The sequence below is a fragment of the Variovorax sp. P1_H2 genome (assembly GCF_056405295.1).
Genome location: NZ_JBFUCJ010000031.1, coordinates 1 through 23,117 on the forward strand (window position 1 = coordinate 1; position 23,117 = coordinate 23,117).

The 23,117-nt window shown below is 65.2% G+C and carries 28 protein-coding genes and 6 pseudogenes; 19 read left to right on the forward strand and 15 right to left on the reverse strand.

Annotation, left to right across the window (positions count from 1 at the left end; translation table 11 throughout):
* Positions 1 to 42 precede the first annotated feature (42 nt).
* The 3 genes from AC1D2E_RS13220 (at position 43) to AC1D2E_RS13230 (ending at position 1,059) form a co-directional block, all read left to right on the forward strand.
* Positions 43 to 480 (forward strand): helix-turn-helix domain-containing protein, encoded by a 438-nt coding sequence (locus AC1D2E_RS13220; protein WP_478197868.1) that lies wholly within the window; start codon positions 43 to 45, stop codon positions 478 to 480.
* Positions 481 to 697: 217 nt separating this feature from the next.
* Complete coding sequence (locus AC1D2E_RS13225; protein WP_478197814.1) at positions 698 to 889, forward strand: hypothetical protein; 192 nt, start codon at positions 698 to 700, stop codon at positions 887 to 889.
* Positions 886 to 1,059: a hypothetical protein gene (locus AC1D2E_RS13230; protein WP_478197815.1), complete on the forward strand. Its 174-nt coding sequence runs from the start codon at positions 886 to 888 to the stop codon at positions 1,057 to 1,059. The genes AC1D2E_RS13225 and AC1D2E_RS13230 overlap by 4 nt, the downstream gene beginning before the upstream one ends.
* A 92-nt stretch (positions 1,060 to 1,151) precedes the next feature.
* Here AC1D2E_RS13230 and ggt read toward each other — a convergent pair whose 3' ends face one another.
* Positions 1,152 to 2,771 (reverse strand): gamma-glutamyltransferase, encoded by a 1,620-nt coding sequence (gene ggt / locus AC1D2E_RS13235; RefSeq protein WP_478197869.1) that lies wholly within the window; start codon positions 2,769 to 2,771, stop codon positions 1,152 to 1,154.
* Between the two features lie 182 nt (positions 2,772 to 2,953).
* Between ggt and AC1D2E_RS13240 the strand changes: the two genes are divergently transcribed.
* Together AC1D2E_RS13240 and AC1D2E_RS13245 are read left to right on the forward strand one after the other, a co-directional pair.
* Complete coding sequence (locus tag AC1D2E_RS13240; RefSeq protein ID WP_478197816.1) at positions 2,954 to 3,487, forward strand: Bug family tripartite tricarboxylate transporter substrate binding protein; 534 nt, start codon at positions 2,954 to 2,956, stop codon at positions 3,485 to 3,487.
* Positions 3,484 to 3,792 (forward strand): annotated as a pseudogene (locus AC1D2E_RS13245) (M14 family metallopeptidase); the annotation flags it as partial. The gene AC1D2E_RS13240 and the pseudogene AC1D2E_RS13245, both read left to right, overlap by 4 nt.
* Before the next feature lie 199 nt (positions 3,793 to 3,991).
* Here the strand turns inward: AC1D2E_RS13245 and AC1D2E_RS13250 are convergent.
* The 3 genes from AC1D2E_RS13250 to AC1D2E_RS13260 form a co-directional block, all read right to left on the reverse strand.
* Complete coding sequence (locus AC1D2E_RS13250) at positions 3,992 to 4,339, reverse strand: hypothetical protein (protein WP_478197817.1); 348 nt, start codon at positions 4,337 to 4,339, stop codon at positions 3,992 to 3,994.
* A 107-nt stretch (positions 4,340 to 4,446) separates the two neighbouring features.
* Positions 4,447 to 5,247 (reverse strand): hypothetical protein, encoded by an 801-nt coding sequence (locus AC1D2E_RS13255; protein ID WP_478158518.1) that lies wholly within the window; start codon positions 5,245 to 5,247, stop codon positions 4,447 to 4,449.
* A 3-nt stretch (positions 5,248 to 5,250) separates the two neighbouring features.
* The gene (locus AC1D2E_RS13260; protein WP_478197818.1) at positions 5,251 to 5,526 is read right to left on the reverse strand and encodes a hypothetical protein; all 276 of its coding nucleotides are present in this window, start codon (positions 5,524 to 5,526) and stop codon (positions 5,251 to 5,253) included.
* Positions 5,527 to 5,752: 226 nt separating this feature from the next.
* Between AC1D2E_RS13260 and AC1D2E_RS13265 the strand changes: the two are divergent.
* Positions 5,753 to 6,198 (forward strand): annotated as a pseudogene (locus AC1D2E_RS13265) (helix-turn-helix domain-containing protein).
* 132 nt (positions 6,199 to 6,330) lie between these two features.
* On the opposite strand, the gene AC1D2E_RS13270 reads toward AC1D2E_RS13265, so the two are convergent.
* A complete protein-coding gene (locus tag AC1D2E_RS13270) occupies positions 6,331 to 7,131 on the reverse strand; it encodes a Fic family protein (protein ID WP_478197819.1) in 801 nt (266 codons plus the stop codon).
* Between AC1D2E_RS13270 and AC1D2E_RS13275 the strand changes: the two are divergent.
* From AC1D2E_RS13275 to AC1D2E_RS13285, 3 genes and pseudogenes are all read left to right on the forward strand, one after another.
* A pseudogene (locus AC1D2E_RS13275) lies at positions 7,033 to 7,438 on the forward strand (DUF1016 N-terminal domain-containing protein); the annotation flags it as partial. The gene AC1D2E_RS13270 and the pseudogene AC1D2E_RS13275 sit on opposite strands and share 99 nt — an antisense overlap.
* A 51-nt stretch (positions 7,439 to 7,489) precedes the next feature.
* Positions 7,490 to 7,738 carry a PDDEXK nuclease domain-containing protein gene (locus AC1D2E_RS13280; protein ID WP_478197820.1) on the forward strand — a complete coding sequence of 83 codons (249 nt, stop codon included), beginning with the start codon at positions 7,490 to 7,492 and terminating at the stop codon, positions 7,736 to 7,738.
* A 63-nt stretch (positions 7,739 to 7,801) separates the two neighbouring features.
* Positions 7,802 to 7,957: a hypothetical protein gene (locus AC1D2E_RS13285; RefSeq protein WP_478197821.1), complete on the forward strand. Its 156-nt coding sequence runs from the start codon at positions 7,802 to 7,804 to the stop codon at positions 7,955 to 7,957.
* Positions 7,958 to 7,983: 26 nt separating this feature from the next.
* Here AC1D2E_RS13285 and AC1D2E_RS13290 read toward each other — a convergent pair whose 3' ends face one another.
* The 4 genes and pseudogenes from AC1D2E_RS13290 to AC1D2E_RS13305 form a co-directional block, all read right to left on the reverse strand.
* Positions 7,984 to 9,315: a HipA domain-containing protein gene (locus AC1D2E_RS13290; protein ID WP_478197822.1), complete on the reverse strand. Its 1,332-nt coding sequence runs from the start codon at positions 9,313 to 9,315 to the stop codon at positions 7,984 to 7,986.
* Positions 9,315 to 9,614, reverse strand: coding sequence for a helix-turn-helix domain-containing protein (locus AC1D2E_RS13295; RefSeq protein ID WP_478169443.1), 300 nt, complete (start codon positions 9,612 to 9,614; stop codon positions 9,315 to 9,317). The genes AC1D2E_RS13290 and AC1D2E_RS13295 overlap by 1 nt, the downstream gene beginning before the upstream one ends.
* A gap of 121 nt (positions 9,615 to 9,735) precedes the next feature.
* Positions 9,736 to 9,897, reverse strand: a complete 162-nt coding sequence (locus AC1D2E_RS13300; RefSeq protein ID WP_478197823.1) for a DUF4113 domain-containing protein — start codon at positions 9,895 to 9,897, stop codon at positions 9,736 to 9,738.
* Positions 9,898 to 9,920: 23 nt separating this feature from the next.
* A pseudogene (locus AC1D2E_RS13305) lies at positions 9,921 to 10,440 on the reverse strand (class I SAM-dependent methyltransferase); the annotation flags it as partial.
* Between the two features lie 79 nt (positions 10,441 to 10,519).
* On the opposite strand from AC1D2E_RS13305, the pseudogene AC1D2E_RS13310 reads away from it, so the two are divergent.
* From AC1D2E_RS13310 to AC1D2E_RS13320, 3 genes and pseudogenes are all read left to right on the forward strand, one after another.
* Positions 10,520 to 10,942 (forward strand): annotated as a pseudogene (locus AC1D2E_RS13310) (helix-turn-helix domain-containing protein); the annotation flags it as partial.
* A gap of 65 nt (positions 10,943 to 11,007) precedes the next feature.
* Complete coding sequence (locus AC1D2E_RS13315) at positions 11,008 to 13,839, forward strand: cation-translocating P-type ATPase (RefSeq protein WP_478197824.1); 2,832 nt, start codon at positions 11,008 to 11,010, stop codon at positions 13,837 to 13,839.
* A gap of 99 nt (positions 13,840 to 13,938) precedes the next feature.
* Positions 13,939 to 14,370 carry a universal stress protein gene (locus AC1D2E_RS13320; RefSeq protein ID WP_478197825.1) on the forward strand — a complete coding sequence of 144 codons (432 nt, stop codon included), beginning with the start codon at positions 13,939 to 13,941 and terminating at the stop codon, positions 14,368 to 14,370.
* Between the two features lie 154 nt (positions 14,371 to 14,524).
* Here AC1D2E_RS13320 and AC1D2E_RS13325 read toward each other — a convergent pair whose 3' ends face one another.
* A complete protein-coding gene (locus tag AC1D2E_RS13325; protein WP_478197826.1) occupies positions 14,525 to 16,276 on the reverse strand; it encodes a winged helix-turn-helix domain-containing protein in 1,752 nt (583 codons plus the stop codon).
* Between the two features lie 121 nt (positions 16,277 to 16,397).
* On the opposite strand from AC1D2E_RS13325, the gene AC1D2E_RS13330 reads away from it, so the two are divergent.
* The 3 genes from AC1D2E_RS13330 (at position 16,398) to AC1D2E_RS13340 (ending at position 17,836) form a co-directional block, all read left to right on the forward strand.
* Positions 16,398 to 16,895 (forward strand): hypothetical protein, encoded by a 498-nt coding sequence (locus AC1D2E_RS13330; protein ID WP_478197827.1) that lies wholly within the window; start codon positions 16,398 to 16,400, stop codon positions 16,893 to 16,895.
* On the forward strand, positions 16,892 to 17,149 hold the full coding sequence (locus tag AC1D2E_RS13335; RefSeq protein WP_478197828.1) for a hypothetical protein: 258 nt from the start codon (positions 16,892 to 16,894) through the stop codon (positions 17,147 to 17,149). Before AC1D2E_RS13330 ends, AC1D2E_RS13335 begins: the two co-directional genes overlap by 4 nt.
* Positions 17,150 to 17,422: 273 nt before the next feature.
* Entirely contained in the window at positions 17,423 to 17,836 is a 414-nt protein-coding gene (locus AC1D2E_RS13340; protein ID WP_478197870.1) for a helix-turn-helix domain-containing protein, read from the forward strand.
* Positions 17,837 to 17,951: 115 nt separating this feature from the next.
* Here the strand turns inward: AC1D2E_RS13340 and AC1D2E_RS13345 are convergent, their stop codons facing one another.
* Positions 17,952 to 18,389, reverse strand: coding sequence for a hypothetical protein (locus AC1D2E_RS13345; RefSeq protein ID WP_478197829.1), 438 nt, complete (start codon positions 18,387 to 18,389; stop codon positions 17,952 to 17,954).
* A 450-nt stretch (positions 18,390 to 18,839) separates the two neighbouring features.
* Between AC1D2E_RS13345 and AC1D2E_RS13350 the strand changes: the two are divergent.
* Positions 18,840 to 19,241: pseudogene (locus tag AC1D2E_RS13350) on the forward strand (helix-turn-helix domain-containing protein); the annotation flags it as partial.
* A 95-nt stretch (positions 19,242 to 19,336) separates the two neighbouring features.
* Entirely contained in the window at positions 19,337 to 19,516 is a 180-nt protein-coding gene (locus AC1D2E_RS13355) for a DUF1016 N-terminal domain-containing protein (protein WP_478197830.1), read from the forward strand.
* Here AC1D2E_RS13355 and AC1D2E_RS13360 read toward each other — a convergent pair.
* The 4 genes from AC1D2E_RS13360 to AC1D2E_RS13375 form a co-directional block, all read right to left on the reverse strand.
* Positions 19,501 to 19,857, reverse strand: a complete 357-nt coding sequence (locus AC1D2E_RS13360; RefSeq protein ID WP_478197831.1) for a hypothetical protein — start codon at positions 19,855 to 19,857, stop codon at positions 19,501 to 19,503. The two genes, AC1D2E_RS13355 and AC1D2E_RS13360, sit on opposite strands and share 16 nt — an antisense overlap.
* Positions 19,854 to 20,102, reverse strand: coding sequence for a TIGR02391 family protein (locus tag AC1D2E_RS13365; RefSeq protein WP_478197871.1), 249 nt, complete (start codon positions 20,100 to 20,102; stop codon positions 19,854 to 19,856). Before AC1D2E_RS13365 ends, AC1D2E_RS13360 begins: the two co-directional genes overlap by 4 nt.
* Before the next feature lie 39 nt (positions 20,103 to 20,141).
* Entirely contained in the window at positions 20,142 to 20,531 is a 390-nt protein-coding gene (locus tag AC1D2E_RS13370; protein WP_478197832.1) for a hypothetical protein, read from the reverse strand.
* Between the two features lie 102 nt (positions 20,532 to 20,633).
* A complete protein-coding gene (locus AC1D2E_RS13375) occupies positions 20,634 to 22,406 on the reverse strand; it encodes an adenylate/guanylate cyclase domain-containing protein (RefSeq protein WP_478197833.1) in 1,773 nt (590 codons plus the stop codon).
* Positions 22,407 to 22,605: 199 nt separating this feature from the next.
* Between AC1D2E_RS13375 and AC1D2E_RS13380 the strand changes: the two genes are divergently transcribed.
* Together AC1D2E_RS13380 and AC1D2E_RS13385 are read left to right on the forward strand one after the other, a co-directional pair.
* Positions 22,606 to 22,761 (forward strand): hypothetical protein, encoded by a 156-nt coding sequence (locus tag AC1D2E_RS13380; protein ID WP_478197834.1) that lies wholly within the window; start codon positions 22,606 to 22,608, stop codon positions 22,759 to 22,761.
* 140 nt (positions 22,762 to 22,901) lie between these two features.
* A complete protein-coding gene (locus AC1D2E_RS13385) occupies positions 22,902 to 23,111 on the forward strand; it encodes a hypothetical protein (RefSeq protein ID WP_478197835.1) in 210 nt (69 codons plus the stop codon).
* Positions 23,112 to 23,117: the final 6 nt, after the last annotated feature.

Sequence of the window (23,117 nt, forward strand, 5' to 3'; positions counted from 1 at the left end):
AAGCTAGACTGTGCAACTTCAAGTCGACTTGAGGTCAAGAGGGTGAGACATCTGGACATCGCCGAGGTGGCGCAGCAATCCGGCGTTCCGGCATCGACGCTGCGGTTCTATGACGAAAAGGGGCTGATCGCCTCCACCGGTAGGCGCGGGCTGCGCCGCCTGTTCGATCCCGGCGTGCTGGAACGGCTGGCGCTGATCGCGCTGGGGCGCGCCGCCGGCTTCTCGCTCGACGAGATCGCGCGCATGTTCGCGCCCGAGGGGCAGCCGCGCATCGACCGCCAGAAGCTCGCGGCCAAGGCGGACGAGCTCGACCGGACGATCCGCAAGCTGAGCGCCATGCGCGACGGCCTGCGGCACGCCGCCGCCTGCCCGGCGCCTAGCCATATGGAATGCCCTACCTTTCGGCGGATCGTGCGGGCTGCGGGGTCTGGGGGTGTTGGGGCGGGGAGGAAGAGGGTTGCGAAGGCACCCGGGACGTAGTTCCAAGCGCGTTGTCCAGTGAAGCCGCTCATCCATCAAGTTCGAGCAGGCCGGGCAGGTGCGCGCCCGTACGGCAAGGCGCTATTGCCTGCTCGATGGCAGTGGCTCGTCCAGAAGCTTGCGCGTCGCCTCTGGTCGGGCAGCGCGCCGGCCGCACTGGGTCCACGGACTTCGGCTAGAGTTCTTCCGCATCGAGTCGGAGCGGGTTGTCGCGGTCTTGAAGCTCTTGGAGGTGAAGGACATTACCGGCCAGGTCGAACAGCAGATCGAGGCAGACGTCACCTCGGCGGACAAGCAATCCGCCCAGCAGATGAAGGACCGTCGTCCGCGCATGAATTTCAGCGATCTCGGGATCCCCCCGGCTCCATCCTGCTCTCAAGAGATGGCCAGGCGGAGGCCCAGGTTGTGAGCGAGACGAGGGTGGTCTACCAAGGCGAAGAGCAGTCGCTGACGTCCGCGACCCGAAAGGTTCTCGGACTCGCGCCCGACACCGCGATCCAGCCGTCGCCCTACTGGACGTTCAACGGGACGAGCGTGAAGAAGCTCTACGAAGAATTCCACGACTCGGTCAGCGAGTAGCAAGTCGGCGGCCGATGTCTGCGAGTCAATCAGTCCGCTGCGCCCCGTGGTCGTCTTCCTTTGCTTGCCCTCAAGGATCCGATCGATCCGCATCAGTACCCGAGCGCCTGCCCGGTGTTGCGGCGGGGATCGTTGGCGCCGTAGAACCGGTTGCCGGCCACCGGCTTGCCGCCGAGCGAGGGGGCGTCGACAATGATCGCCGCAAGGTGGTTTGCCGGCTGGGGCACGCCCAGATTGTGGCCCATGTCGGTCAGGATCTTGCGCGTGTCGGGGCTGAGCGCGAAGGTTTCGACGTTGGTCACGTCGGGCAGCCATTGCTGGTGGAAGCGCGGTGCGTCCACGGCTTCCTGCACGTTCATGCCGTAGTCCACCACGTTCAGTATGGTGAGCAGCACCGCCGTGATGATGCGGCTGCCGCCAGGCGTACCGACGACAAACACGGGCTTGCCATCCTTGCTCACGATGGTCGGGCTCATCGAGCTCAGCGGACGCTTGCCAGGGGCGATGGCGTTGGCTTCGCCCTGCACCAAGCCGTAGAGATTGGGCACGCCGATCTTCGAGGTGAAGTCGTCCATCTCGTCGTTCAGCAACACGCCAGTCTTGGCGGCCGTGATCTTGGCGCCGAACCAGTCATTCAGCGTGTAGGTCACTGACACCGCATTGCCCCACTTGTCGGCGATCGAGTAGTGCGTGGTGTTGTTGCCTTCATGCGGCGGCACGCCCGGCTTGAGATCCTTGGAGACACCGGCTTTCTTCGGGTCGATGACGGCCCGGATCTTCTCTGCATAGTTCTTATCGAGCAGGCGGTCGAGCGGGTTCTTCACGAAGTCCGGATCGCCGAGGTAGCTATTGCGGTCCACATAGGCGTGGCGCATGGCTTCGATCTGATAGTGCACGGCCTGGGCCGAGTGGTAGCCCAAATCCTGGAGCGGATAGCCTTCGAGGATGTTGAGTATCTCGCAGATGATCACGCCGCCCGAACTCGGCGGGGGCGCTGACACGAGGTGGTAGCCGCGGTAGTCGCACTCGACGGGCGCCAGTTCACGGGTCTTGTACTGGTCGAGGTCGGCCTGCGTGATCAGGCCCTTTCCGGCCTGGCTCGACGCCACGATGGCGTTGCCGACCCAGCCCTTGTAGAAGCCGTCCGTGCCCCTGACGCTGATTTCCCTCAACGTCTTCGCGAGGTCTTTCTGCACCAGCTTCTGGCCGGCCACGAACGGCTTGCCCTTGTTCAGGAAAATGGCGCCCGACGCGGGGTCTTCCTTGAAGTCGGCCGTGGCGGTGTCGAGCAGGTCGATGTCGCCCTGTTCCAGCGCGAAGCCCTCGTTGGCCAGCCGGATCGACGGGGCGAGCAGCGCGGCGCGCTTCATGGTGCCGTACTTCTCGCGCGCGTACTCCATGCCCGAGACGCTGCCGGGCACGCCCACGGCGAGGTGGCCCTTGGTGCTCAGGCCCTTGATGACGTTGCCTTCCTTGTCAAGGTACATGTTGGCGGTGGCGGCCAGCGGTGCCTTCTCGCGGAAGTCGAGGAAGGTCTTGCGGCCGTCGGCCAATTGCACGGTCATAAAGCCGCCGCCGCCGAGGTTGCCCGCCGCCGGATACACCACAGCCATCGCGTAGCCCACGGCGACGGCCGCGTCGACCGCGTTGCCGCCGCGCTTGAGCACGTCGGCGCCGACCTTGCTTGCGAGGTGCTGCGCGCTCACTACCATGCCGTTTTCGGCCGCAACGGGCGCTTGCGAGAATGCATGCAGCTGCCCTGCGCCCGCCAATGCAAGCGCCGCCGCGACGGTGCAACGCAAGTTTGAAGTCCACTGAAATTGTTTCACGGTCTTTCTCCTATTGAACAATGTGACGAGTGAATTCGCCTGCAGCACGGGGCTCGACCGCCATCATGCTCTTCATTGACAGATCAGGATCTCCTCAAGCTGGACAGGCCCCTTCGCCGTCGCTGATGGCCGGCGAGTTGGTCAAGCAACGGGGCGGCGTCTTCATGACCCACGTGCCCTATCGTGGCGTGGCGCCGCTGACCAGCGACCTGCTGGGCGGCAACATCGATTTCGGCGTGTTCGTGCTCTCCAGCGCCTTGCCCCATATCCGCAGCGGCAAGCTGGTGGCACTGGGCACCACCGAGGCCAAGCGTTCGGCCATCACGCCCGATCTGCCCGCACTCAGCGAAAGCCCGAGCCTGAAGGACCTGGACATCGGTGTCTGGTTCGTGCTGATGGGGCCGGCCAGGTTGCCGGAGCCGGTGCAGGCCCGGCTGACGACAGCGCTGAACGAGACCCTGCAGTCCCCCGACTTTCGCAAGAAGATGGAAGCCACCAGTTCGACCGTGCCAACTTCGGCGGTGGACGTGAACAAGTTTCTCGCCGCCGAAACCGCCAAGTACAAGAACATCGTCAAGTTCGCCAACATCAAGGAATGAGCGTGCCCGTGTTGTCGTTTCAACTCCCCGCCCCCGACATCACCGCCTGGCGTGCCGGCAACACCGGCGTCGAAGGCGTTTGGCGCTTCGAGGCCGACCAGCCCGGTCGGCACGTGATGATCAGCGCGCTCGTGCACGGCAACGAACTGTGCGGCGCATGGGCGCTCAAGGGGCTGCTGGACGCCGGGGTACGCCCGCAGCGCGGCCGCCTCACGCTGGCGTTCTGCAACCTGGAGGCCTTCGGCTGCTTCGATCCGGCCAGCCACGATGCCTCGCGCTTTGTCGACGAGGACCTCAACCGCCAATAGTCGCCCGAACGCATCGAGGCCGGCGATACACGGGAGCGGCGGCGCGCCGCGGAACTACCGTCATCGGCTGGAATGACGGCGAGCCGGTGGTCACGCCGTATGACGACTGCGTGCTCGTCATGCCCTCGACGCGCCAGGCCAAGGCGGGCGTGACGGTGGTCCGCTACGCCCGTCGACGACTGCTCTGACTGGCTTGCTATTTGGCGGTGGGTTGGGCAACCGACGCGGTTGTGGGCGCGTATTCAGGCCAGTAGAGCTTGACTTCCTGATCCGACAAGTAGCGGCACTTCTCTTTCGCGGATTCCAGAAAGAGCCGTTGTGCAGTGCCGAGTTTGGGCGATCGGCTGTTGTAGCAATGCTCCGCATCGCACATGATTCCATTCATTTCCCCTCCCGCCGCAGTTGTCATTGACGGACAAAAATAGACGCTGCCATCGTTGATTTCGAGAGCGAGCGCATGCTGGTGGACGAGAGCGGCGAAGCCAAGGAATGCAGCGGTCAAGAGCCTTCTTGGGCCGGCGGAATGATGGCGAGAAAAACTCATGGCTTGTTCCTTCCTATGGTCGGTTTGATCTTCGATGAAGCTGGCCGAAGTTACTGCGCCGTCGTTCGCCAATCGTTCGCAAGCCCGAGCATGTGGGGCAGACCCCATCACATCGGCGCGTCGACATTGAAGAGCCAGGTGTCGACGAGTGCCGTGCCATTGGGGTCCACATGCAGCGCCCGGCCCTTTCCGGTCCGCTGATTGAGCGTGTAGACCCACAGCACCGATCGGCTCTTCGCCGTCGCGAACACCGATTCGCCCTCCAACGCAGCCAGCTCGAGCTGGCCGGAGAGACCCGAGCAGTTCACGCCTGCACCGGAGGCGAATCCGCAGTCGGGCCGCTCGCGGCCGCCGAGCAGCGCCTCCGCCGTCGCGGGCTGCTCGGCCGACCATCGAGCCACTTGCTCGAGCCGAACTCGCAGGCACACCTGGTCGGCGCCATTCATGAGCCCGGCGAGCCCGTGACGCGGAAATTCGTATTGGCGCACCAGCACGATGCCCTTCCTGGTCGATGGGTTGACCATCAGCACGAGCCAGGCCGCGTTCGCGCGGTAGCGCGTCAGGCCCGCATGCAGCCGTAGCCGGGACTGGGCGATGTACTGATCCTCCGCGCCGGATTGGATGGCGCCTCTGGCCACTTCCTGCCCGGCGAAGGTCCCGGCGTCGAGCGACACCTCGACCATCCGTTCGAGCTCCTTGCGGACGCGCGACGCGCCTGCGCTGCGCGTGGCGATCCCCTTGAAGGCGCTGTCGTCGTTGGCGATCTCGTTCGCATACAGAAAGCGGGCATAGCCGGCTTCCGAGCTTTGCTTGACGACCTGCTTGAGCGAGTGGCACTCGCCATCGGCGCGGGCTGGGCCGACGGCCATCAGGCCGGCCAGCAACAGGGCGGCCCCCAGCCGGTTCATGCCTCATTCTCCATACGGCATGAGGTCCGGCTCGTTCCGGGGGAGGGCCGCGAGCGCCTTCTGGACCTCCGAGAAGACGTCACCGATGTAGGCACCGGGCTCCCCTTGCGCAAGCTGGTGGCCCACCGCTTTGGCCGGCAGCACCACCGATGGGCTGCCAAGCTCGTGACACCCGGATGCGACGAACGCAATGCAGACACACATCGCTGCGTGAGTTCCGCGGATTGACTTCATGACGATCTCCCAGGGCGGCCCGCGCAGCTTTTGACCGAAGAACATGCCGATCGCGACCGGACTCGATTGTCTTGATGCGCATGCCTTGACGGTACCGAGCCACCGTTCGCCAATCGTTCGCACGTTTGGCCCCCCCGATATATAGTCACGGCCGACCTTGAACCCGCCCGACCCCCCCCCGATCACGGCCTCCAACTCGGGTTGCTGGGCGGATTCAGGTGCGTCTTGGACGGCCGTCCTGTTGCCGGGATTTCGTGCGACAAGATGCGGTCTGCGCGTCGGCGCGGATGAAGCTGGCCGGCGTGTCCAGCAATCCGGCGTTCCGGCATCCACGCTGCGCTTCTATGACGAAAAGGGGCTGATCGCCTCCACCGGCAGGCGCGGGCTGCGCCGCCTGTTCGACCCCGGTGTGCTGGAGCGGCTGGCGCTGATCGCGGTGGGGCGCGCCGCCGGCTTCTCGCTCGACGAGATCGCGCGCAATTTTTCGCGCCCGAGAGGCAGCCGCGCATCGACCGCCAGATGCTCGCGGCCAAGGCGGACGAGCTCGACCGGACGATCCGCAAGCTGAGCACCTTGCGGGACGGCCTGCGGCACGCCGCCGCCTGCCCGGCGCCTGGCCATATGGAATGCCCTACCTTTCGGCGCATCGTGCGGGCTGCGGGGGCTGGGGGTGTGGGGGTGGGGAGGAAGAGGGTTGCGAAGGCGTTGGGAGATTAGTTCGCGTTCGCGTGGCGCGACTGTTGTAGGCTGCCATGCCGAACGCTCCGCCTACCGGCCGATGCGATCGGGGTGGCGCGCGACATTGGGAAAGGCCTCGAACAGGTTCTCGCCTCGCTCATGCCCGCGTCCTCACAGGCGTTCCTTGACCCGCTGGCCAGCTGCGGTGAGACGGTAGCGCTGCTTGCTGCTGCGCGGTGCCTCCGGAAGCGTCATTTCCAGCACGCCGCTGGCCAGCGCCGGCAACAAATAGGCCTTTCGGAAATGCTCGGCATTCGCCAGCCTCAGCAGGCGCTGAAGTTCCTGGCGTGACAGCTCACCATTCATGGCCGCGACGACCCGGCGTACTTCCGTGGTGACTTCCGTGGTGACTTCCGTGGTGACTTCCCTGGCCGCGCGCGCGCCTGAGTGCACCGGCAGCCGGATGACGAAAGCCGCTCGATCAACGTCGGTCTCGAACAGCGGGGGAGGAGAACCGTTGCTCGCCATCTCCTTCAGGATCTTCGGAATGCCCGTGGCTCGCCCCTCGGTCAGGTCCAGCTCCTTCAGGAATTCACCGATGCGGCGGTTGCGGTAGCGGCGGCTCACGGCACGCCCGGCGCGCAGGTCGCTCATGCTGATGGATCGGTCGGGGCCTGGGTAGCTCACCACCACAAGTTCGTCGGGGCTCACGCGCACCTCGATCGGCTCCCGCTCTTCATATGAGCGGTGGTACACCGCGTTCACCACCGCCTCTTCCACCGCCGCATAGGGGAAATTCCAGAACCGTTCGGCTTCCGCCAGATCGGCCGCGACGTCCTGGCGCGGCAGGCGCGCGAGGGCTGGGGCGCCAAGGTGATCGACCGCTTGGCGCGCGACCTGAAGGACGCGTTTCCGGACATGCGCGGCTGGTCGTCCAGCAACCTCAAGTACATGCGGTTTTTTGCCCAGCATTGCCCTGACGGCCAATTTGGTCAGCAGCCCGCTGACCAATTGCCGTGGTTCCACATCGTCACCCTGCTGACCCAGCTGGATGCGACACCAGATCGCGCCTGGTACGCCGAACAGACGGTGCAGCAAGGCTGGTCGCGCAGCACGCTGGCGCTGAATATCAAGAACCGTCTGCACCTTCGCCAGGGCACGGCGGTCACCAACTTTCAGGCTCGCCTGCCGGCGCCAGATTCGGCACTGGCGCACGACACGCTCAAAGACCCTTACCTGTTCGACTTTCTGGGCCTGGGTGATGACGCGCATGAGCGCGAGATCGAAAACGGTCTGATCCGCCACATCACGCGCTTCCTGCTGGAACTCGGTGCAAATCAAGGCCCCCGACGACAAGCCCACCATCGGCCTGCTGCTGTGCAAGCAACAAAACCGTCTGGTCGCCGAATACGCGCTGTCAGGCATCGACAAGCCGATCGGCGTGGCCGAGTATCAGTTGCTGCGCGATCTGCCCGATGCGCTGGAACACAGCCTGCCTAGCATCGCCGCGATCGAAGCGGAGCTGGCCAACGATTTGGGCACGCTCGGTGCCCTCGACGACTCCGACGCACAGCCATGACCGAAGGCCAGCTCGAACAGGAAACTTTGGGCTGATTGCAGGACGTTCAAGAACGCCCTGACCATGACCGACGGAAAGGTCACGGGCTTGATCGGCACGGGCCAGGGCATCTACAAGCTCGCGACCGGCGCGGCAGCCTCGCTGGCAGGAAAGTCATTCACCTATACCGCGGGACCGACCGGCCCGGGCCGGTACGTCATCGAATTCAAGGTCGAGTGAAGCGGGCGATCGTCGTCACGATGCAACTACAAGTTGCCTGCAGCGAATTTCGGGATGTCGCGCGCCATGGCCAACAAGGCCTCCGCTCGGGTGGCCACGAACTGAGCAAGGCCCTGCACGAAAGCGACTTCCTCTCCCATGTACGCGGGGTCCGCCGCCTGCGCCGGCGCCTCTTGAAGTGCGAACTCACAGAGTCGCGTCAGCTCGCGTGCGAAGTACCTGCGTTCAATGCCCAAGCGCGCGCAGAAGTCTGCAAGCGCGAACGAGCGCACTGCTTCCAGCTCGAACTCATCCCCGAATGCCATCGCCAGGTCGTGATGGAACGCCGCGTATTGCACGACGCTCACCAGGTCATACAGCGGCGTCGGGGTGAGCCCTGTGCGGTTGACGAAGAACGAGATGTTCTTGCCGTGCGAATCGCTGTTGCCGAAGAGCAGGGTCGTGACCGCCCAAAGGACCAGGCGCTGCATCCCCAGCGCTGGTTCGACGAACCCGGGCCTGAGCGTGCCGAGCTTTTCGAAACTGGCTCCATCGCGAATGTGCCGCACCTCCGGTTGATACCCCACGTTACGCTCGTACTTTGCACTCACCGACAAATCCAGCGCCTGGCACCCATCGATGATGTGCAACCGCTCGACACCGTCCGGCGTCCTGCGGCGGTCGAATCGCTCGATGCTCAAGACCGGCGACGGTACCCGCAGGATGCTCACGTGCGCGGCACCAGGCGCCTTCCAGCGCCGCATGCTGATGCGATTGGCCAGCTGCATGCAGAAATGCTCGTTGGCCACCATGAACCTCGCTTCCTCGCGCGCAGGCTCTGGCTTGAGGATGTGCGTAGACGACAGCGCCCCGTCGACCAGGAACAGTTGGTCTTCTTCGATGGCCACCAGAAGCTTGTCCTGGTGCCCCGCGATGGACATGCGCGCTTTGCCGTCCCACCGGTTGAAGGGTTCGTTCGCGCGGTTGTCGATCCGTGCCTGCAGTTCTTCGAACGGCAGGTGCCGGCGCAGTGGCTCCTGCTCAGCCGGCACCTGGCCGGCAGCGACAAAGCTCAGCGCGCCAGCAGTCTCATGTCCGAGGTGGCGAAGAAGCCCGAAGACGTTGTTGCGCGCCACGCGAGCATCGTTGGCCGCCACAACCAGTGCCTCGCCTTCAGGGAGCAGGTTCTCCAGGAAACGGCGGATGGCCTGCGGCGCCGCGCCGCCCTCCAAGGGCAGATGTGGCGAGAGTGGGTACCGGCTTGGCAACGCCAGCCAGGCAGCGTCGTAGTCGAACTGGAAGGCATCCTGAGCCTGGTCATAGCCCAACGTGCCGACGCGCACGGCTCCCGCGTACACGCCCAGGATGTACCCGTCCATCACCGACCCTCACTCGCAGAGAGGCCAAGCACTGCTTCGAGGGCAGGAATGTCGGTCTTGGGCACGACGAGCATGCGGAGGCCCAGACTCTCCAGCACCAGCATGAGCTTGTCCGCGGTCACCGGCTTGCCGTTCTCCAAACGCGAAAGCACGTCACTGGAGACTCCGCTGAGGGAAGCAGCGTCGTCGATGCGCATGCGCGACTGGGCGCGTCGATTTCGCACGAGTTTGCCGAGTTGCTCGAGGGATGCAGCGGCTGGACTCAGGTTCTGCTGGAATTCAGGAAGTGTGCGCGCCATATTGTTTCGGGTTTTCCGAAACTATAAACCGAAAGCTGAAAATCCACTATTAGTTTCGACATTACGGAACAATGACCCCTACGCGTCGCTGAAGGCATTTGTTTCGGTATGCCGGAACAATTTACGCTCGAACGGTGGGCATCTCAGCCCACACAGTCGTGTAGTTGGGCGTTCGCCGCTCCTGCTTCATTTCCCAGTCGCGCTGGATGACCGTCGCGCCGGTGCTGGCCACGTGCAAGGTGCCGCGACCGTAGCGCGCATTGAGCCTATCGAGCGCGGTCATGAGCGCTGTCTGCGAAGGCGAACTGCCGCGCTGCGCTCCGCCGTCGTCATGAACGGGTTTTCCGCGGCACTCCGCCAGGCGACGAAGCGCAGCTCGGCGCCATCCCTTGCGGCACGCCGCAGGTTCGCAAAGGCTCTGGCAGCGTCGTCGAAGAACATGACGCCGAGGCGCGAAATGATCATGTCGAAGCTTGCAGGCTCGAACGCCTGGGTCTGCGCGTTGGCGCGGATGAAGCGGGCCGGCGTGCCTATTTCCCGTTCGGCGCGGGCCCGGGCGGCGGCGATCATCGGCTCCGAAATGTCGATGCCGATGCAGTGGCCCTYGGCGCCGAGCYGCCGCGCCRCGGCGAGCGTCGTGCTGCCSGTGCCGCAGCCGACGTCGAGCACCCGCTGCCCGGCCCCGGCGCGGACCGCTTCGRCGAGCCGGTCTTCGAAGGGCTTGAGCATCTGGTCGAACCTGCTGTGCGTCGACCCAGGCGCGKCCGGCGCGGCCGTTCCAAAGCGCGGTCTGCTCGTTGTCGGTCTGGTGGTGCGTGAGATCCATGGTCGTYTTCCTTTTTTYGCTTGCCCTCRAGAGGCGGAAGCTAGACTGTGCAACTTCAAGTCGACTTGAGGTCAAGAGGGTGAGCAGACATCTGGACATCGCCGAGGTGGCGCAGCAATCCGGCGTTCCGGCATCGACGCTGCGSTTCTATGACGAAAAGGGGCTGATCGCCTCCACCGGCAGGCGCGGGCTGCGCCGCCTGTTCGATCCCGGTGTGCTGGAGCGGCTGGCGCTGATCGCGCTGGGGCGCGCCGCCGGCTTCTCGCTCGACGAGATCGCGCGCATGTTCGCGCCCGAGGGGCAGCCGCGCATCGACCGCCAGATGCTCGCGGCCAAGGCGGACGAGCTCGACCGGACGATCCGCAAGCTGAGCGCCATGCGCGACGGCCTGCGGCACGCCGCGGCCTGCCCGGCGCCTAGCCATATGGAATGCCCTAGCTTTCGGCGCATCGTGCGGGCTGCGGGGGCTTCGAAGCCGCCGTCTCGCGCCGCGGCGGCGCCGTGCAAAACTCCGATTTCCATCCGCTCCGCGGCGCGCGACACTCGCGCAATGACCAGGAGCCCGTCATGCACGACCGCGATTCGCACGGCAAGCCGATCGATCAGCTCGTCGCCGACTTCGAGACCCATCTCGAGCAGGGCCTGACCGCTCGCGAGGCAGCGGAGCGACTCGGGCGGTTGGGCGCCAACGAACTATCGGAACGCCCGCGCCCGGGTTTCTGGTCCCTGCTGTGGGACCAGTTCAACAACTACCTGGTGATCATCCTCGTGATCGCGGCCGTGGTGTCGCTGCTACTCGGCGAATGGGTCGACTCGATCGCCATCATGGTCATCGTCGTGCTCAACGCCGTGGTCGGCGTGATCCAGGAGTCCAAGGCCGAGCAGGCCCTGGCGGCGCTGAAGAAGATGGCCGCGCCCAATGCGCAGGTGATCCGAGACGGCCACCGTCTGTCGATCCCGAGCCGCGAGATCGTGGTCGGCGACGTGGTGTTGATCGAAGCCGGCAACTTCGTGCCGGCCGACCTGCGCCTGTTCGAATGCTTCAATCTCAAGGTGGAGGAGGCCTCGCTGACCGGCGAATCCGTGCCAGTCGAGAAGGACCATGCTGTGGTGCTGGACAAGGACATCCCGCTCGGCGACCGCAAGAACACGGCCTTCATGAGCACGCTGGTCACCTACGGTCGCGGCAAGGGCCTGGTCACCGGCACCGGGATGGACACGCAGATCGGCCTGATCGCGCAGATGATCCAGTCCTTCGAGGACGAGAGCACGCCGCTACAGGCCAAGCTCGAGCACCTGGGCAGGGTGCTGGGCACCGCTTGCCTGACGATCTGCGCGATCGTCTTCGTGTACGGCCTGTTCCGCGATACGCACATCGCCGACGTTGCGAGGATCGGCCTGATGAACTACCTGGAGGCCGAGCGCAAGGACATCATCAGCCTGTTCATGACCGCGGTCAGCCTGGCGATCGCAGCGGTGCCCGAAGGGCTGCCGGCCATCGTGACCATCTGCCTGGCGGTCGGGATGCAGCGCATGCTCAAGCACCATGCACTGATCCGCAAGCTGCCGGCTGTGGAGACGCTGGGCTGCGCCACCGTGATCTGCTCGGACAAGACCGGCACGTTGACGCAGAACCAGATGACGGTCGTCCAGGCCTGGACCGGTGGCCGGCGGCTGCGCATCACGGGCGAGGGCTACGCGCCCAAGGGTGCGTTCTTCCATGGCGAGGAGGCCTTCGACCCGCGCACGAGCCCCGACGCTTCGGCGCTGGTGCAGGGCGCGATCGCCTGCAACGACGCCCAGCTGGAGGAGCGCCCCGACGAGTCGGGCTCACGGTCGTGGACCATCATCGGTGATCCGACCGAGGGCGCGATGATCGTCGCAGCGGCCAAGGCTGACTACCTGCAGGACGCGTTCGCGAAGACGATGCCGCGGGTGCAGGAGATTCCGTTCGACTCCGAGCGCAAGCGGATGACGACGATCCATCGCAATGCGGGCGATGGTGCCGCAACCGGGTTCGTCTACCCGCCGCTGACGGCGGTTGTCAAGGGCGCGCCCGACGTGGTGCTCGAGCATTGCACGGGCATGCTCGACGGCGGCCATGTCGTGCCGCTCGCGGCGGCGATGCGCAACACCATCCTCGAGCAGCACCGCGACATGGCGGGCCAGGCGCTGCGCGTGCTGGCCGTGGCGTTCCGGGCGCTGGAGGCGATGCCCGAGACGCTCAGCCCCGAGACGGTGGAACACGACCTCGTCTTCGTCGGGCTGCTGGGCATGATCGACCCGCCGCGGCCCGAAGTGATCGAAGCGCTGAAGGTTGCCAAGGGTGCCGGGCTGAAGACCGTCATGGTGACCGGCGACTATCGCGACACCGCCGAGGCCGTCGCGCGCCACATCGGCCTGAGCACGCCCGGCGGACTGGTGCTCACGGGCGCCGAGATCGACAGGCTCTCCGACGCCGAACTCGCGGCGCGGGCCGAGCGGCTGGACGTCTGCTGCCGCGTGTCGCCGCAGCACAAGACGCGCATCGTCGACGCCTTCAAGGCGAGCGGCCACGTGGTGGCGATGACCGGCGACGGCGTGAACGACGCGCCGGCGCTCAAGCGCGCCAACATCGGCGTCGCCATGGGCATCACGGGCACCGACGTGGCCAAGCAGACGGCCGACATGGTCCTCACCGACGACAACTTCGCGAGCATCGTCGCCGCCATCGAGCAGGGGCGGATCATCTACTCGAACATCCGAAAGTTCGTCTACTTCCTGCTCGCCTGCAACGTGGGCGAGATCCTGATCGTGTTCGGCGCGATGCTCGTCGGCATGCCGATGCCCCTGCGGCCGGTGCAACTGCTCTGGCTGAACCTGGTCAGCGACGGCGCTCCTGCGCTCGCGCTGGGCATGGAAAAAGGCGAGGACGACATCATGAAGCAGCCCGCACGCTCGCCGAAGGAACCGGTCATCAACCGCGACATGGCGTTCAGCATCGGGGTCGTGGGCGCGGTGGACGTGCTGGCGATCCTGGGGGTGTTCCATCTCGCGCTGCAGCGCTATCCGGACCACCTGGAAGCCGCGCAGACCATGGCCTTCGTGACGCTGTGCACCTCGGAGCTGTTCCGTGCCTTTGCCGCGCGGTCCGAGCGCTACAGCGTGATCGCGATCGGCCTGTTCTCGAACCGCTGGATGGTGGCCGCGGTCGCGGCGTCCTTCGTGCTGGTGCTGGGCGTGGTGTACGTACCCTTCCTGGCACCCTTCTTCGACACCGTGCCGCTGTCGCCGAGCGACTGGATGCTGATGCTGCCGTTTTTCTTCGCCTCTCCGGTGGCGATGGAACTGCTCAAGCTGTACCTGCGCCGGCGCAAGGTGGCGACGCCCGCCGCGCGGGCCGCGGCGCGCGACGATTGACCGTTGGTGCGCTCGCGCACCGCCGCGCATAATCGTGGCGAGTTCGCCCGACCGGTGCCGGGCCTCCCAGCGATGTCGCACCGGAAAGGGGGTGACATCATGAAGAAGGTTCTGCTGCCCATCGATGGCTCGGAATGCTCCCGGCACGCCGTCCAGCATGTCCTCGCCCGACGCGCCAATTACCGCAATCCGGACGATCTCGAGATCCACCTGGTGAACGTGCAGGTGCCGCTGACCCGCGCGATCATCCAGTTCGCCAGCCACGACCAGATCGCCACGTTTCACGCCGAAGAGAGCGAGAAGGCCTTGCGCGAAGCCCGTTCGCTGCTCGATGCGGCCGGTGTGAAGTACAGCGCCCACGCCGAAGTCGGCCATGTCGGGGAGGTCGTCACCCGGCTGGCCGATGCGCTGCATTGCGACGAGATCGTGATGGGCACGCATGGGCGCGATGCGCTGCGCGAGCTGCTGGTCGGCTCGATCACGCTGAAGGTCGTGCACCTGTCGAAGGTGCCCGTCCTGCTGGTGAAGTAAGCGACCGGGTGCCTTCGCGAATCAGCGGACCGGGCTGGTCAGTGGGTTGGGGCTGCCTCTATGGGCTGCCCCGCACCGAGCCACCTGGAGTGCCCCACCTTCCGTCGCGTTTTAGGCACGCCGTGTCGGCGCCGCACTGCCCAGCCATCAGGCGTCAAGGCGCCAGGCCGGCCTTGCTCAGACCCTCGTAAAAGCGCTCGCGCTCAGCCCAGAACGCAGGGCTCCTGGAGCTTTCGGTCGCCCTCAGGCCACTCACGGTCTGATTCGGAATGAGCTTCTGGAACGAGGCCAGGTTGGACCGCGCCGGTTCGTCGCGGCCATGCAAGGCGTCGATGACCGCCATCCACTGCCAGGGAAAGCCGTTGCTTGGATTGGCCGCCGCGGCTTTGCGCATCTCCGCGTAGGCGTCTTCGTCGCGTCGCAGATGAAACTGCGCCATTCCGAGAAAGAAGTGCCCTTGCGAAGCCCACTGGCTGTCAAGCGGATTCAAGCGCAAGGCAAGCTGGACCGGCTCGAACAGTTCCGCCGGTCGACCTTGCTGCAGGCGGTAGAAGCCCAATCGCTGCAGCGCGTAGATGTGGTTCGGCCACAGCGCGAGGGCCTGCTCGCAGGCCTGAGCGGCCTCGTCGATGCGACCCCGCACGTACAGGATCTGGCTGCGGCCGTAGTGCGTCATCGCGTAGTTGGGCGCGAGTACCAGCGAGCGGTCAAGCAGCTTCGAGGCCGCCTCGATTTGCGCTTCGCGCTCCGTGCTCCAGCGGTGCGACACCTCGGCGATGTGCGTAAAGGCCAACCCGTCGAGCGCGACGACCGAGTCCGGATCGGTCGCCAGCGCCGTCTCGAACAAGCGCCTCGCGCGGTGCAGATCCTCACGCACCTTGGCGTGCCGAAGCAGATAGTCGCCCTTCTGCGTTGCCTCGATCGCGCCCGTGGCATAGCCGGCATGCGCTGCGTGCGGAACGTGTGCGTCCCGAAGCCGGGTGTCCAACGCGTTGGCCACACGCTGCGTGATGTCGCGTTGCCAGTCCCAGTGCGCCGCACCGGTGTATTCGAAGCGTTCGCTCCACAGGACCGTGGACTCCGTGGCGTTGCGCAACTGGGCGCGGATCAGCACCGACTCTCCGTCCCGCTGTACGCTGCCGGTCAGAACGTGCGTGGCACCCAAGGCCTTCGCCGCCCCTGACGCCTCGACCTTGGCATCGCCGAATCCGGCTGTCGAGCCGGTGGAAATGACGAGCGTTTCCGAAAGCTGCGCGACTGCGACCGTCAGGTCTTCGACGACCGCCTCGGTGAACGCCGGTGACACCGGCTCGCTCAGATCGCTGAAGGGCAGGATGGCGATGACACGGGTGGCCGCGATGGCTTTGTCAATGTTCGGGCGGCCCTGTTGCAGCCACCACGCAACTCCCCCTCCAACCAGAGAGAGCGCGATCAGCAAGGCGAGCACCAGCCGCTGTTGCATCCGGCCTCCTGCCGAGCGGGTATTTGCGACGCTTGCCGCGGCCGCATCGCTCGAATCCGGCTTGGACGCCAGCGCACTCGACGAAACCACCACGTCGAGCAGGTAGCCGCGCCGCGGTATGGTCTTGACCAGCACCGGCCCGCGCGCGCCGAGCGCCGTTCGCAATTCGCCTACGCACTGGACCACCGAGTCTTCGGTGACCACCGTGCCCGCCCATACCTGTTCCAGCAGTTCGTCTTTCGAAACAAGCCGACCGGCATGTGCCAGCAAGTAGCACAGCAACGCGTAGGTCTTCGGCCGCAGTGCAATCTCGCCTTCGGCCGAGCGAAGCGTTCCGCGACGCAAGTCGAGTTGAAAACGATCGAAGGCGTTGATCTCGCAACGGTCGCCGCTCGCCATCGTGCCAGGCGGGGATCCGACTTTCGGCGAGATTTCGGCGTCCATTCGGCGTTCCTTCGGGACCGAACCGCGGCCCGGCGCCCATCCTAACCCTCGTTCACGGGCCAGCGCGCCAAGGCGCTGCCGCTGCGCCAAATCCCACAATGTTCACCACCAAGGAAGACCGATGAGACCACTTGCAGCGTTCCAGAATGTCGTCGCCGCGCTCGCCCTCGGCGCAATGGGTGCCACCGCCACGGCGCAGACCGCCATCAGCTACCGGGCACTGTGCCAGAACGTCGGCGCGAACCCGTTCGAGCCCATCGGTGACCGGGAGGGCCATTCGCTCGCAGTACTTCTGCAGAACTGCCGCATCGAAGGAGCCCCATTGGATGGGGGCATCTTGACGGGAAACATCATTTATGAATGGGACAAGATCGCCGGCACGGGACTCTCCGGCCAAGCCGTCGTGCGCAAACCGGGAGCTTTGGTGGTCATCGTGCTCGGCGAGTTCAAGAACGCCCTGACCATGACCGACGGAAAGGTCTCGGGCTTCGTCGGCACGGGCCAAGGCATTTACAAGCTCGCGACCGGCGCGGCAGCCTCGCTGGCAGGAAAGTCATTCACCTATACCGCGGGGCCGAGCGGTCCGGGCCAGTACGTCATCGAATTCAAGGTCGAGTGAACCGGGCGATCGTCGTCACGATGCGCTTGCCGACAGGTCGACATTGCCCGCAACCTGGTTGCCGCGGGCAACGCGCGCGCGCCGCGGGCCTCACGAACTGCAGGTTCCGGCACGGCGACGCATCGAACCTCGAAGGCATCGCCGATCGCTCCGTCGACCTTGTCGTGAGCATCTTCGGCGCGATGTTCGCGCCGAAGCCGTTCGACGTGGCCAGGCGTTCGTGCGTGTCGCCAGGCGCGGCGGCCGGATCGTGATTGGCAACTGGACTCCGAAAGATCCGACCTTCGTCGCGCAGGTATCGCGCTGGCAACCCAGCAGAACAAGAGCCCGAGCGCTGGCTCCACGGTCATCGCCGCCACCTTTCTCAAGGTGACCGTGAAGGTCTGATTTCGGGGCCCTGCGCTAGGTTTCTGCGCGGCCTCAGCGGATGCGCTCGCCTCATGTAGCAAGCCTTGAGCGGTAATGGGCGCCAGCACGTCGTGGAAGCGAATCAGGTGCGGGTGGCGAGCCGGGCCACAAACAGTCCAGTGGACTGTCGGTGCCTGGAGAGGGGTCGGCGACTGGCCCGCTATGACGAAAAGGGGCTGATTGCCTCCACCGGCAGGCGCGGGCTGCGCCGCCTGTTCGATCCCGGCGTGCTGGAACGGCTGGCGCTGATCGCGCTGGGGCGCGCCGCCGGCTTTTCGCTCGACGAGATCGCGCGCATGTTCGCGCCCGAGGGGCAGCCGCGCATCGACCGCCAGATGCTCGCGGCCAAGGCGGAGGAACTCGACAGGACGATCCGCAAACTGAGCGCCATGCGCGACGGCCTGCGGCACGCCGCCGCCTGCCCCGCGCCTAGCCATCTGGAATGCCCCACCTTTCGGCGGATCGTGCGGGCTGCGGGGGCTGGGGGTGTGGGAGCTGGGAGGAAGAAGGTTGCGAAGGCGCTGGGAGATTAGTTCGCGTTCGCGTGGCGCCAATGTTGCAGGCTGCCATGCCATGACCGAGCGCCCTGAAGCCAAAGTGCCAGAAAGCCGATCTTGAGCTGCGCCCGGCTCAAGCGAGCCGCCGCCGCTATTTCCTATCGCGGACCAGGGGAAGATTGCAGCTCTGGGACGGCATCGGGCCCAATGGACAGTAGTCGGAAGAGCCCGGATCGTCATGACGCTGGTCGTAGTCTTCGACGGAGCGATAGCCGATCGCAGCCCAATGGTCTCCGCCTTGCTTTGCGATCTCCATGACCCCGTACAGGCAGGCCTTGCTGCGCTTCTTGAACCTGTAGACGACGAAGGGCTTCTCACCCCCAAGGTCGCTTGCGATGACTTCATATGGGCTGGCCTCGCAATTGCTGAACTGCGCTTGCCATGCGATCGACTTGGCAGTGATCTTGACACTGCCGTAACACGCGCGCCCCCAACTCGGATAGCTACCCGCGCAAGGCGGACCGGCGAGCGAAGCTGAAGCGAAGCTCAACGCGAGCGTGGCGACGCATCCCGAGAAAATGGTCTTCATCGTGGACCTCTCCGCTTGACGAATCGTAGTAGTCCCAATCGCTGCCTGCTCGGTCAATGCCTTCTTTCCACCTCTGAAATCCATCGTAGCTGCCGCCGATCGCCGTCACCGCCATGTACGCCTCCATGTTTGACTGAATCGGCTCGGAGGCTACAGCGGGCAAGGCGGGAAACGAGCAGCTTCTGGCCTTGCATCCGAACTCTCGGAAGATTCCATTCGCCTTTCAGCTCAGCACGCATGACGACCGGTCACGATGGCGCGGAATCGTTGGTCACGTTCGCCGGAATACGCACTGGTCGAGCACCTGCTGTGCGTCGACCCAGGCGCGTCCGACGCGGCCGTTCCAAAGCGCGGTCTTCTCGTTGTCGGTCTATGGCGTGGCATCCATGGTCGTCTTCCTTTGCTTGCCCTCGAGGGAGGCGGAGGCTAAGTCGACTTGAGGTCAAGAGGGTGAGACATCTGGACATCGCCGAGGTGGCGCAGCAATCCGGCGTTCCGGCATCGACGCTGCGCTTCTATGACGAAAAGGGGCTGATCGCCTCCACCGGCAGGCGCGGGCTGCGCCGCCTGTTCGATCCCGGCGTGCTGGAACGGCTGGCGCTGATCGCGCTGGGGCGCGCCGCCGGCTTTTCGCTCGACGAGATCGCGCGCATGTTCGCGCCCGAGGGGCAGCCGCGCATCGACCGCCAGATGCTCGCGGCCAAGGCGGACGAGCTCGACCGGACGATCCGCAAGCTGAGCGCCATGCGCGACGGCCTGCGGCACGCCGCCGCCTGCCCCGCGCCTAGCCACATGGAATGCCCTACCTTTCGGCGCATCGTGCGGGCTGCGGGGGCTGGGGGGTGTGGGGGTGGGGAGGAAGAGGGTTCCRCGGGCGCCTGGGGAATAGTTCCAGGCGTGTTGTCCAGTGAAGCCGCTCGTCCGTCAAGTTCGAGCAGGCCAGGCAGGTGCGCGCCGAGTACGGCAAGGCGCTGATTGACACCCTGGCCGCCGACCTCGGCCTGCGCCACGGCAAGGGCTTCAGCCGCAGCAACCTGATCCGCTTCCGCCAGTTCTACCTGGCCTATCCCGACCTGGCGCCAGGAAGAGGGCGCGGATCAAGGTATGAGGACTACTTGCGGGTGTAGAACCGGCTGTCGAATACGGCACCCGCGATCAGCATGCCAATCACGCCGCAGGCGATCATGCCGAGGATCCAGATCAGCCCGTTGCCATAGAAGCCGGCGCCCGCGAATGTCGCGAGCAGAACGAACACCAGAGCCCCCGCGGCCGAGCCAGCGATCAGGTAGCTCATCTGCAGCTCGGCATACTTCTTCCGGCTCAAGCGCTCGCGCTCGCGAATCATCGGACCCTCCAATTCATCGATCTCGCGTCCGTGTAGGTCGCTCGAGCGGATTCTGCGCCGCCGCGCACCCGCGGTCGACACATTGCTGGAGGGGGCCGGCGGCGCCGACCCGCGCAGCGTCAAGGATTGGTATCAAGGGCTGACGACGAGGTCGGCGAACGGTTGACGACGGCGCGGCGCGCGTCAACGATCCGGAGCAGATGCGATGCGAGCAAGACCATTTCTTGGGCCTCGGCGGGATCCGCAATCGTCACGGTTCGATGGGAGTGGAGCTTCTTGTAGGAGCCGATTGCGCCCGCGAAAAGCTGCATCAGGGCGTCGCGCTTCCTCCGGATCGGAGGGAATGCGGAGCGGGCCGCTGGTTGGATGAAAGGCCTTGCAACGGCGGCCGCTCATTTTCAGGCGCTTCAGCGTAGCTTTTCGTTGGCCCTGATGTCGGCACTCAGCTTGCTGGCGAGGTCCGTGCCCGCACGGCTCGCCGCGAGGCTTAAGTTACTCTTGAATTCGCTGAACTCCGCGTCGCCCGATCCAGCAACGAGCACACGAGTGACTTCCTGGCCAGTGGCGTCGTTGGCATCGGCTGCCGAACGGATCACAACCACGTCCGCGTACACCGATCGCAACGATTCGCGGATCGCCTTTTCCAGATCACGATACGGGTAGTAGCTGACACGGTCACCGCCGCCGCCTTCGGTGATCACCTGCTTGGCGCGGTCCGCATCGGTCATTGCATAGGCGACCTTCTTCTGGATCAGCTGGGACTCGACGCGTTCCGGCGTTTTCTCGGCACTGACCACGATGGGGTGGGCGCAGCCGGCGAGAACGGCGCCAGCAGTCGTCAGTGCTGTGGCGCTCCTGGTGGGGCCGCTGGCACCAGCCCGAAGCTCTGCATACCGGACTCATTGCGCCAGCCCGGCCTTGCGCAGACCCTGCACGAACTGTTCGAGCGGCGCGGGGTTCCTGTACGGCAGGACTCGCATCGTGTGTTCGATCGTGTATTGGGGGTTTATGGCCATCAGTTCTCGCCAGACTCGACGGGCCTCGTCTGGACGATCGGTATGACCGTAAAGCGAGGCAAGGTAGGCGCGCGTGACGTCCGATGCAGGCATATGGATCAGGCGCCGCTTGAACGTCGCTTCGGCCTCGTTGTAGCGCCCGAGGGCGAACAGGGCCCGCCCCAGAGCATGCATCCACAGGTTGAATTCCGGGTCGAGCCGAAGCGCCCGTTCCAACGATTCGAGCGCTTGCTCGTGCCGTCCAGTGAAATGCAGCACGTTGCCCAGGGCCCCATGGGATTGGGAAGAGTTCGGGTCGAGCTCGATCGCCCGCCGCGCCTCGCTCTCGGCTTCGTCCAGCCTTCGCAGCCACATCAAGGTGACGGCCAGCGCGTGATGCGAAACCGCTTCGAACGCGTCGACCTCGCACGCCTTGCGTGCCAGCGCCAGGGCCTGTTCCAGATCGCTCGCCGTGCGACCATTCCATGCGTTGACATACTCGACGCCGCAGCATAGCGCCAAGCCCGCATAGGCCTGCGCCAGCCCCGGGTCGATCGCCAGCGCGCGCTCCAGCATGGCACGGGCCTCGACGAGCGCCGCGGCATTGAAATCCCGGATGCAGCTTTTCGCGCGAATCAAGCAGTCGTAGGCCTCGACATTGACCTTGCCGCGATCCTGCCGGCGCGCCCTTTCGCTGCCGGTGAGGGTCACTTCGAGCGTATGGACGATCTTTCGCGTCACTTCGTCCTGGACCGAGAAGATGTCCTCGAGGTCCCGGTCATAGCGCTCGGCCCAGACGTGGCCGCCGGATTCGGCATCGATGAGTTGCACATTGATGCGCACTCTCATGCCAACCTTTCGCACGCTGCCTTCGAGCACATGTCGAACGCCCAGCTTCCTTCCGACGTCCTTGATGTCGACGTTTTGCTTCTTGAAGGTGAAGGACGAGTTGCGGGCGATCACGAACAGGCCGGATATCTGGGAGACGTCGGTGATGATGTCTTCCGTGATGCCATCGGCGAAGTACTCTTGCTCGGGGTCTCCGCTCATGTTGGTGAACGGCAGCACCGCGAGCGAGGGCTTGTCAGGCAGACGCAGCACCGGCGCGGACGATGGCGATGCCGCCGCGGCGACATTCACCGATGGCCTCGCGGGCGCCACCTTGAAGGCCCGCACTGGATGGTCGATGTTCTTCACCTGCTGTTCGCCCTGATCGACAAACTCCGCGCTGACCTTGCTCCTCACGGCCCCGTGCACTGCGTCCGATACGGTGATGCCGCCCGGTTCGGCCAGCGCCTGCAGCCGCGCGGCAATGTTGACCCCGTCGCCGTACACCGTGCCGTCCGCCTTCTCGATCACGTCGCCCATGTGAACGCCGATCCGAAAGCGCATTTGCCGATCCTGCGGAGCGGCGTCGCAGGACATGTCTAACTCATGCTGAACAGCAACGGCGGCGGTCACCGCTCCGGCCGCGGTCTCGAACACGGCGAGCACCGAGTCGCCAGCCATGTCGATCACACGGCCCTGGTTCGACTCGATCTGCGCACGAAATACCGCGCGCGCCGCATCGAGCGCGGCCACGGTCGCGCGGTCGTCGATCGCCATCAGGCGCGAATAGCCCGCCGCATCCGCGGCGAGGATCGCTGCCAGGCGCTGCCTGAGATCAGACCCGTTCACACCCGTCGACCCCTTCGCTAGTTGCCGATGAATGTTACGCTCCGCGTGGCCAATCGCTGTACTGGCAGATCGGCCGCGACATCCTGGAGCTTGTTGGACATCTGCCCTTGGGTCACAACCTGGTGCTGCATCAAGGAGTACATTGGTCGCGCGTTGGCCCGATGCTTGTGCTGGCCGGCCACGCGTGAAGGAGGTCCATATGACGCTGTGCCCGATTGCCATAGCCGTCGGCTGCAAGAAATGTCCGGCATTCTCGATCTGCCCCTTGAAAGGCGTGATCGGCGACTACAAGAAGCCGGAAGACGTTGCGCCGAAACCGCCGGACACGTCTGCCAGCGCTCGTCGAGACAAGTAGTTGCGCGCGATCAGGATGGCGGCGCGGCGCAGGCGTACAGTCCCGCATCGGCATGTCGTTTCTATGCCTGTCTCGGCTGCTGATGGCGACCTTGCCCCGCCCATCGGGCATGTCACCAACCCTTTCACCGGAGGGTGTCCGTGAGCGAAAAAACCAAAATCGACGACGCACGCTTTGCGCAAGCCGTGCAGCTGGTTGCCGCAGCCGTATCCGCCAATTCGCTGAGCAGCGATCGGAGCTTTGACGCGCCCACTCACCAGGACGTCATTCGAGTGGCGCTGATCCGCGCGTATCAGACGCTTGGGGACGCGCGCGACGAGATCGAGGGTCATGTGCGCAGTCCGGATTGACCTGGT